This is a genomic window from Ilyobacter sp. (genome assembly GCF_041583315.1).
Lineage (GTDB): Bacteria > Fusobacteriota > Fusobacteriia > Fusobacteriales > Fusobacteriaceae > Ilyobacter.
On the sequence record NZ_JBFHGC010000049.1, the window covers coordinates 1 to 8849 of the forward strand.

General features: G+C 40.1%; 9 protein-coding genes. 2 read left to right on the forward strand and 7 right to left on the reverse strand.

The genetic code is table 11. The annotated features are described in order from the left end of the window. The 4 genes from ABZA26_RS03020 to pdhA all read right to left on the reverse strand — a co-directional run. Positions 1–476, reverse strand: a 476-nt coding sequence (locus tag ABZA26_RS03020) for an FAD-dependent oxidoreductase (protein ID WP_372713041.1), incomplete at its 3' end; no start/stop codon positions are given. A gap of 10 nt (positions 477–486) precedes the next feature. Beyond that, positions 487–1881 (reverse strand): dihydrolipoamide acetyltransferase family protein, encoded by a 1395-nt coding sequence (locus tag ABZA26_RS03025; RefSeq protein WP_372713042.1) that lies wholly within the window; start codon positions 1879–1881, stop codon positions 487–489. Positions 1882–1893: 12 nt separating this feature from the next. Next, a complete protein-coding gene (locus ABZA26_RS03030; protein ID WP_372713043.1) occupies positions 1894–2874 on the reverse strand; it encodes an alpha-ketoacid dehydrogenase subunit beta in 981 nt (326 codons plus the stop codon). After that, positions 2871–3956, reverse strand: a complete 1086-nt coding sequence (gene pdhA / locus ABZA26_RS03035) for a pyruvate dehydrogenase (acetyl-transferring) E1 component subunit alpha (protein WP_372713044.1) — start codon at positions 3954–3956, stop codon at positions 2871–2873. Before pdhA ends, ABZA26_RS03030 begins: the two co-directional genes overlap by 4 nt. Before the next feature lie 124 nt (positions 3957–4080). Between pdhA and ABZA26_RS03040 the strand changes: the two genes are divergently transcribed. Then, complete coding sequence (locus tag ABZA26_RS03040; RefSeq protein WP_372713045.1) at positions 4081–4413, forward strand: GIY-YIG nuclease family protein; 333 nt, start codon at positions 4081–4083, stop codon at positions 4411–4413. 190 nt (positions 4414–4603) lie between these two features. Here the strand turns inward: ABZA26_RS03040 and ABZA26_RS03045 are convergent, their stop codons facing one another. Genes ABZA26_RS03045 through ABZA26_RS03055 form a run of 3 tightly spaced genes read right to left on the reverse strand, consistent with a single transcriptional unit; the run spans position 4604 to position 6988 of the window. Beyond that, on the reverse strand, positions 4604–5335 hold the full coding sequence (locus ABZA26_RS03045; RefSeq protein ID WP_372713046.1) for an amino acid ABC transporter ATP-binding protein: 732 nt from the start codon (positions 5333–5335) through the stop codon (positions 4604–4606). Further along, a complete protein-coding gene (locus tag ABZA26_RS03050; protein WP_372713047.1) occupies positions 5325–6170 on the reverse strand; it encodes an amino acid ABC transporter permease in 846 nt (281 codons plus the stop codon). Before ABZA26_RS03050 ends, ABZA26_RS03045 begins: the two co-directional genes overlap by 11 nt. 35 nt (positions 6171–6205) lie before the next feature. Continuing rightward, positions 6206–6988 carry a transporter substrate-binding domain-containing protein gene (locus tag ABZA26_RS03055; protein WP_372713048.1) on the reverse strand — a complete coding sequence of 261 codons (783 nt, stop codon included), beginning with the start codon at positions 6986–6988 and terminating at the stop codon, positions 6206–6208. Positions 6989–7219: 231 nt separating this feature from the next. Here ABZA26_RS03055 and ABZA26_RS03060 point away from each other — a divergent pair. Then, positions 7220–8849: UvrD-helicase domain-containing protein (locus tag ABZA26_RS03060; RefSeq protein ID WP_372713049.1), on the forward strand; the 1630-nt coding region annotated here is incomplete at its 3' end.

Below are 8849 nucleotides of genomic sequence, written 5' to 3' on the forward strand. Positions count from 1 at the left end.
ATCCCCTTTTCTACCCCCTCTTTTATTCCCGGAAGGTCGGGAATATTTGGAGATGATCCTGTGGAAAGTATCATATTTTTACATATGAGCTTCTCGCCGTTGACCTCTATACTGTTTTTATCAATTACATTTCCGAACCCCCGATAGATATCGACCTTGTTACTTTTCAGGAGAAATTCGACTCCAGAGGTTAGTTTTTTTATAACATCTCTTTTTCTTTGTAGCATATTCTCCCAGTTTATTTTTACTGTGGAGAGATCATCTATATCTACTCCGTATTTGGAAGAGTGGAGGATATACTGATAGACTTTTGCACTTTTCAAAAGGGTTTTTGTGGGAATGCAGCCCCAGTTGAGACACACTCCCCCGAAACTTCCCATCTCTATTATGGCTGTTTTTGCACCCATCTGAGCAGCTTTTATAGCGGCCACATATCCTCCGGGACCTCCTCCGAGGACAATAATATCATAATCCATGTTACACCTCCTAACTCATGAGAAGAAGTTTTGGGTTAGAAAGAAGTTGTTTGAGTCTTTCTACAAAACGACCTGCATCTGCTCCGTCTATGATTCTGTGATCCACAGCCATAGATATTGGCATTATATCTTTCACTTCAATATATCCCTCTTCTGAAACAACAGGTTTCTTGTTTATTTTACCTATTCCAAGAATTGCCACCTGAGGGTGTTTTATTATGGGAGTACCGAAAAGAGATCCCAGGGCACCGTAATTTGTAATGGAAAATGTCCCGCCCTGTATATCATCAAGAGTAAGTTTTTTATCCCTGGCAGCCTCTATAAGCCTGTTCATTTCCTTTGCAGTCTCAAGTATACCCCTGTGCTCGGCCTCCTTTATTACAGGGACCATAAGGCCGTCTGGAGTATCTGTAGCCACCCCTATATTGTAGAATTTCTTTAAAATAAGTTTTTCGTTTTCATGATCATATACACAGTTGAATACAGGGAACTCTTTCAGAGCGATAGTGACGGCCTTTATTATAAAAGGCATATAGGTAAGTTTTATTCCCTGGAGGAGAGCCTCCTCTTTGGATTCCTTTCTAAACTCCACAAGTGAGGTCACGTCAAACTCATCCATGAGAACAGTGTGGGGAATGAGCTGCTTTGAAAGTGTCATAGCCTTTGATATACTTTTTCTTATGTTAGAAAGTTCCACCTCTTCCACCGGACCCTTCTGTGGAGCAGCCTGGATTCCCACAGGTTCGCCTTCTTTTTTTTCAACCACTTCAGAAGAGTGAAAATTTTTGATATCTTCCTTCATGACCCTTCCCATTGTACCGCTTCCTTTTATCAGAGTGATATCCACACCCATATCTTTTGCCATCTTTCTGGCAACAGGGGTGGCAAGGACTTTTTTTCTGGTCGGTAATTCTTCTTTTTTTGACTCGGTAAAGCTGGGGATAAGATCATTGGAGACAGTTATCTCACCCACTACTCCGGCACTTTTTTCTTCTGCCTTTTCCTTGGACTGCCCCTCTTCAGGGGTTTTTTCCGGAGTTTTTGTTGTGACCTTCTCCATATTTTCAATGGGTACATCTACTTCCGCTTTTTTTTCAGGTTCCTTTTCTACTTCTTTTTCTGTTTCTTTCTCGACTTCTTTTTTCTCAACGACAGCAGCTTCCACGGCTTCCTCGTCATCTATATCGATAACGACATCTCCTACCTTTATGATATCCCCTACCTGGGCCATAAGCTTGGAGACTGTCCCTTTTACAGGAGATGGAATCTCTGCATTGACTTTATCGGTTTCCACGAGAAAAAGTGAGTCACCGCTTTTTACAGGGTCTCCCTCTTTTACCATCCATTCAAGGAGTTTTCCTTCGTGGATTCCTTCCCCTATATCTGCAAATTTAAAATGATACATAGAATCCCTCCTTTAGAAATTTATAATCTCCATGACTTTGTCCGCTATTTTTTCAGGGGTTATTATGAAATGGTGTTCTCCCTTGGCCAGAGGTACGGTTATATCAAAACCGGTCAGCCTGCCAGGAGGTGCTTCCAAGCTCAAAAATGCTTTTTCATTGACAATGGAGATGAGCTCTGCCCCTACTCCGAAGGATTTTACAGCTTCATGAACCACCAGGAATCTACCTGTTTTTTTCACAGATTCAGCCACAGTCTCTCTGTCTATAGGGGAGATTGTCCGAAGGTCTATGAGCTCGACACTTATTTTCTTTTCCTTAAGAATCTCCAGAGCCTTCTGGCATTCTGGAACCATTGCTCCCCACGCCACCACTGTGATATCTTCCCCTTCCTGCATTATTCTTGCCTTGCCGATGGGAACATCATACATCTCGTCTGGAATCTCCTGTTTAAAAGCCCTGTATAGTCTTTTTGGTTCTAAAAATATAACAGGATCTGGATCTTTCAGGGCAGATATCATGAGCCCTTTTGTATCATAGGGATTTGAAGGAATGACAACCTTGAGCCCGGGAATGTGGGCAAAGAGTGCCTCTATACTCTCAGAGTGATGTTCTAAAGCCCTCACTGCCCCTCCGTAAGGCATCCTAATGACCATGGGAACAGTGAACCTGCCTCTGCTACGATTTCTCATCCTGGCAGCGTGAATCATTATCTGATTCATTGCAGGGAAGACAAAACCCTGAAACTGTATTTCGGCAACGGGTTTCAGACCTGTAATAGCCATACCTATACCGGAGCCCACTATACCGGCCTCAGTAAGGGGTGTATCAAAACATCTCTCTTTTCCAAATTTTTCCTGGAGCCCCTTTGTAGCCCTGAAAACTCCTCCTTCAAATCCTGAGTCCTCTCCGAAAACTATTATTGTGTCATCGGCTTCCATCATCTGCATGAGAGCCTGGTTCAAAGCCTCTATATTATTTAAAACGGCCATCATTTATCACCCCTTTGAATAAAGCTCTTGTACTCCTCAAACTGCTCTTTGAGATTTTCCGTCATCTCGGCGTAGGTGTATTTGAATATCTCTTCTACAGGGGTTTCGGGAGTTTTTTCTATTTTTTTAAAGGTTTCCTCCACTAAACTTTCAAGCTCTTCTTTCAAGGCAGTTTCCTTTTCATCACTCCAGATACCCTTTTCAATCATATAGTTTTTTGTTCTTATGAGAGGGTCTGTCTTCAGCATCTCCTGATGGTATTCATCTGTTCTGTATATCGTAGGATCATCGGCAGTGGTGTGAGGACCTATTCGGTATGTGACAGCCTCTATAAGAGTGGGACCTTCGCCCTTCCTTCCTCTTTCCACGGCTTCTTTTACTGCGGCATAGACTGCCAGAATATCATTACCGTCGACCTGTATACAGGGTATCCCTGCGGCCACTCCTTTTTGTGCCAGGGTCTTTGCCTTGGTCTGAAGAGCCCTCGGGGTACTGATGGCAAACTGGTTATTTTGTATAATAAAAATATTTGGGGTGTTCATGGCCCCTGCATAGTTGATAGCCTCGTAAAACTCTCCTTCTGAAGTACCTCCGTCACCGATATAGGCCAAAACAACAGAATTTTGTTTTCTGAATTTTATAGACATTCCGATCCCAACGGCATGGTTACACTGTGTTCCGATGGGTACGGCTATAGGCAGAAGATTCACATCTTCCGGAATCCTGCTTCCCTCTTCGCTTCCGATCCAGTATAAAAAGAGATTCTCCATGGGTTGACCTAGCCAAAGCCATGTGGCATTTTCACGAAAAGCAGAAGCCACCCAGTCTGTTTTTTCTATGGCTGCTGCACTGGCCACCTGGACTCCTTCCTGTCCCATGGACGGAGCGAATGTAAGCATTCTTCCCTGTCTCTGATACTGAAGCGATTTTTCATCCTGTGTCCTTGAGAGCATCATAACCCTGTACATTTTTAAAATAAGCTCGTCAGAAATATCAGGCATATATTCTTCATTTACAATTTTCCCTGTCTGGTCCATGACCTGGAACATCTCACCCTTTAACGGGTCATATATTTCAGTCAGCATGCTACCCCTCCTTTGAAATTTAGACTAAAAATAATATACCCAGATATATTGAAAAAACCTTTGCAAAAATTTCAAATTTGATTTTTTTCCATTGAGACTGTATCATAGGGGAGAGGTGGTGAGTTTGGGAAAGAAAGTGCCCTATTACATATATATTCTCAGATGCCAGGATAACTCACTCTATACAGGGATAGCCAGAGATTGGGAAAAACGCTACACAGAGCACCTAGAAGGGCGGGGAGCGAAATATACCAGGAGTCACAAGCCCATTTGTATAGAGGGTGTCTGGGAGGCTTTTGGGAGGGCTGATGCATCCAAAGTGGAATGCTTTGTGAAGTCTTTTCCAAAAAATAAAAAAGAATTATTCTTGAATAAAGATGAGATGCTGGAAAAAGAAGTTTTTCAAAAGTTTCAGATAGAGATCAGGAAAGAGAAAATCATTTTGAGTGAAATTTAATTATGAAAGGGAGGACTTAATGAGAATTCCATTGATTATTGGGATAGTGATACTGTCGGTTTTTATTTTTAAAGAACTAAAAAAAAGGAATATGAAAAAGTAACACAAAAATATTGACTAGATATTTATAGAAGAAAGTTTTGTCATAGTAAGATAACTAAAAAAAGCAGCCTTTCTAAAAGGCTGCTTTTTAATATTTAAGAGTTTTTCCGAGAAAAGCCCTGAGTTCATCTGTTTGAGGGTTCACAAGGATATCTCCAGGAAAACCATGTTCCAGAACTTTACCCTGATCCACAAATATTATATAGTCTGCTACATTTTTTGCAAATCCCATCTCGTGAGTGATTAAAATGAGGTCTTTTTTTTCCTGTCGGAGGGCAATGATAGTGTCTAGCACTTCTGATGTCAAGGCCGGATCTAGAGCTGATGTAGGCTCGTCTAAAAGTAAAAACTTTGCATCTAGAGCCATAGCTCTTATAATTGCAACCCTCTGTTGCTGACCACCAGAAAGTTGTGAAGGTTTCTTGTGGATATGCTCCTCCAGCTGAAATTTTTCTAGTAAAGCTACAGCCCTCTCCCTTGCATTTTTTTCAGATAATTTATGCACCTTTATCAAAGGAAGTGTTATATTTTCAATGGCTGACAGGTGTGGAAAGAGGTTGAAGGCCTGAAAGACCACCCCTACACCTTTTCTGTAGTTTCTGAGTTCTTTTTCCTCGACGGGAACAGCCTCATTATCAATCTTAATACTCCCTCCTTCAGGTGGCTCCAGTCCTCCCAGGATTCTGAGGAGAGTAGACTTTCCTCCTCCGGAAGGTCCTATTATCACGAGAGAATGTACATCTTTCAAATTGAGGCAGAGTTTGTCTAGAACAGTCTGTTCTCCATATATTTTTGTGAGGTTTGTTATGTTAAGATTCATACGAGAACTTCCTTTCTAGATACTTGGAGTAATGTGATACTGGATATGTTAGAACAAGGTATCCCACTGCAAGAATAAAATAGTTTTCCACAGGAGCAAAGGTGAGGGAGTCGACCTCCTGTACATTTTTTGTAAACTCATTTACTGCAATAATAGACAGCAGTGATGAATCCTTGATAAGAGAAGCAAACTGACCTGCAAGAGGAGGTGTGATCCTCTTTATCACCTGAGGTAGGATTATGTACCTATAGGTCTGGAAAGGAGTAAAGGCCAAGGCTTTGGCAGTCTCTAGCTGACTGGCACCGATACTCTCTATTCCCGATCTTATTATCTCTGCTACATAGGCTCCAGAAAAACTTGCCATTATGAGTATTCCCATAATATAACGGTCTCCTATATTGAAGGCCGTACCGATAACATAGAAAAAAAGATATATCTGGACTATGAGTGGTGTTCCCCTTATAAATTCCACATAAAATTTACTGAAGTAGTAGACAGGCAGGAATGTCACTCTCTGTCCTATTGCCATTAGTGTACCTATGATAAGGCTGCAAAAGAGAGAAAAAAACGATATGGCCACAGTTATAAAAAAGCCTTTTATAAACTTATATCTGTAGTCTATGATTGTCTCTTTCCACATATAGTTGTATTCGAGTCTTCCAAAGGCAAAATCAAATATCGCAAAAATAATTGCAATAATAATTATAATGTTTATGATTTCCACAGCCCTGGAAGCTTCTTGTTCCCTGCTTTCTCTGAAAAAAAGATTTTTCAGACTCATCTTACGTTTTTTATCTTTACATTGTTTTCCACATTTTTTAAGAGTATCTTCCATAAAAGATCCTTTCTGCAACAGATTTATTTAAAGTATTAAAAGAAGAAAGGAAGTCCCTTTTCATCAAATGCTTTTTTCTGCTCGGTGAGGTATTTTTCAGCAAGTCTGTCAAAACCTCCGTTTTCTTTGAATTCTTTTATGAATCCATTGATCTCTTTTCCAAGGGCATCTTCGCCGTGTCTGTACCCTACACCCCAGTATTCCACATCTTTCTGGAACTGATCAAATATAGGTCTTGTAGTTTCTGGGTTTTTCTTCCAGTTTTTAAATACAGTGAGCGGGTCATATATAAAGGCGTCAGCCTTTCCCTGAGTTACTTCTAGCACACAGACAGACTCTTTTTCAAATACCATAATGTTGGCCTTTGGAAAGTACTGGGTGGCAATAACATGTCCTGTAGTTCCTTTTTTTACTGCAATGTTAACACCTCTGGTATTTAAGTCAGAAGGTCTTTTTACAGGGGATCTCTTGTTTACAAGAAGAGTAAGGTATGATTTTGCATAAGGGTCAGAGAAGTTTATGGATTTTTTTCTCTGATCTGTGATTGTCATAGATGAAAGAATGATATCGACTTTTTTAGTTTTCAGAGCCGGAATTAGTCCTCCGTAACTCATGTTTTCGATAACGATATCTCTTCCGAGATACTCTCCCAAAGCTTTTGCCATGTCCACGCTGATTCCTGTAGGATTTCCTTTTGCATCAGTCATCTCAAAGGGCGGATATGCCAGCTCCATACCTACAACAAGGGGTTTTTCCTGAGCAAAAGAAGATAGTGAAATTAAAAAAAGCAGTGAAAGAACAGTAATTATTTTTTTCATATGATTTTTGCCTCCTAATTATAATATATTTTGTTTCATTAAATAAATATTACTACAAAACCTAAGGTTTTCCTTTGCAATCAATTTGAAATATGTTTCTATACTAAATCTATCAGAAATCAGATCAAATGTAAAATTTTTATGAAATTTTAAGAAACTTAGATTAATTTGCCAATTGGAGGAATATTCAATATAATTCAAATATGATCTCGGGAAAAAAGGGAGTTCTTTATGAATATAGACTACAGAGACGAACAGAAAGAAATACTGAAATACAGAGAGGGAAAGCTTGGAATACCAGCAGTGCCCGGAGCAGGAAAGACTTTTATACTGAGTCATCTGGCGGCGAAACTTATAGAGGAAGAGCTGAAAGAGGGAGAGCAGATTCTGATACTTACTTATATGAACTCCTCGGTTATAAACTTTAAAAACAGAATAAGTGAAATATTGGGGTCTGAAGGGGGATTTAAAAACAGATTCCAGGTGATGACCATTCATAAGCTTACCAATGAAATCATAAGGGACAACCTTTATAAAATAGGTCTGTCTAATGAGTACAGGACTATAACAAATTCAAATATGTTTCACCTCATATCCGTGGCCATGAACGACTATAAAAGAGACAAGCAGGATTTAATAGATTATTTCATAGAACCTTCTGAAAAATCAGAAAAATCTTATAAAAAATGGAACGATGAACTCATAAGAATAATATTAAGGCTTATATCCAGGTGCAAAAACCTCAGCATCTCACCAGAGAGACTTCACAGTGAGACCAGTAAATACGGGAAGGGAAGTCTTCTCAAGATAGCAGGAGAGGTCTATATACGTTATGACAGGCTGTGCAAGAGAGAAGGGTTTCTAGACTATGACGACCTTCTCTATCTGTGCCATAAAATTTTGAGTGAGGATGATGAACTCTGTGAAAATTACAAAAGAAAATACAGATACATATTTGAAGATGAAGCCCAGGACAGCAACTATCTCCAGAATAAGATTCTGAAACTTATAACCAATGGAAATCTTGTAAAGGTGGGAGACCTCAATCAGAGCATCCTTTCCACCTTTACCTCATCTTCTCCCAGGCTGTTTAAGGATTTTTTGAGGGCAAATCCCAGGGCAGAGATGTTTACAGCAGGAAGAAGCAGCCGTGAGATCATGGATCTGGCAAACCTTTTTGTAGACTATGTAAACAGAGAACATCCTCTGAAGGAGGCTCGGGGGGCACTAGCAGAACAGATGATAAAAGAAGTTCCTTTAGGTAGCACTCCTGCCAATCCAGAGGTGGAAACCTACGGAATAAAATCATTTATGGAAGAAACAGAGGAGAAGGAGCTCGAAAAAATGGGAAGCTTTATAGAGGCTTTCTCAAAAAAATACCCGGATAAAAAAGCCGCGGTACTTTTTCCCAAGAATTTCCAGATAGAAAAGGCTGGAAGAGTACTCAAAAAAAAGCAGGTAAAATTTCAGGTGCTGGCAGACATACCGGAAAAACTTCTGGAAACCCTTGAATTTATGGGAGACCTTCTTGCTTTTCTCTCCAAACCATTTGACAACAGGAGACTCATCACTCTTATCCAGGGACACCTCATGGAGAGTATAGAGGAGGAGGAATTCCGGGAATTTACAGACTATCTCAGGGGGATAGACCTGGAAAGGCTTTTTTACAGGAGAAATGATCTGACTATATCCGAAAAATTCACCTCGGCTTACTGGTGGAACAGTTTTGAAAAAAATCTGAAAAAAATAAAGGTACTTTTAGAATTTCCACAAAACTCCCTTGAAAAACTTCTTTTGTTTATAGGAGACCTCTATTCTTTCGAGGCAGACCAGCTCCTCCTCATAGAAAAGATATCTCTGG

Excerpts from the sequence above, each read along its gene's own strand:
- ABZA26_RS03025 (WP_372713042.1), bottom strand. The coding sequence starts at position 1,881 with ATGTATCATTTTAAATTTGCAGATATAGGGGAAGGAATCCACGAAGGA.
- ABZA26_RS03030 (WP_372713043.1), bottom strand. The coding sequence starts at position 2,874 with ATGATGGCCGTTTTAAATAATATAGAGGCTTTGAACCAGGCTCTCATG.
- pdhA (WP_372713044.1), bottom strand. The coding sequence starts at position 3,956 with ATGCTGACTGAAATATATGACCCGTTAAAGGGTGAGATGTTCCAGGTC.
- ABZA26_RS03045 (WP_372713046.1), bottom strand. The coding sequence starts at position 5,335 with ATGAATCTTAACATAACAAACCTCACAAAAATATATGGAGAACAGACT.
- ABZA26_RS03050 (WP_372713047.1), bottom strand. The coding sequence starts at position 6,170 with ATGGAAGATACTCTTAAAAAATGTGGAAAACAATGTAAAGATAAAAAA.
- ABZA26_RS03055 (WP_372713048.1), bottom strand. The coding sequence starts at position 6,988 with ATGAAAAAAATAATTACTGTTCTTTCACTGCTTTTTTTAATTTCACTA.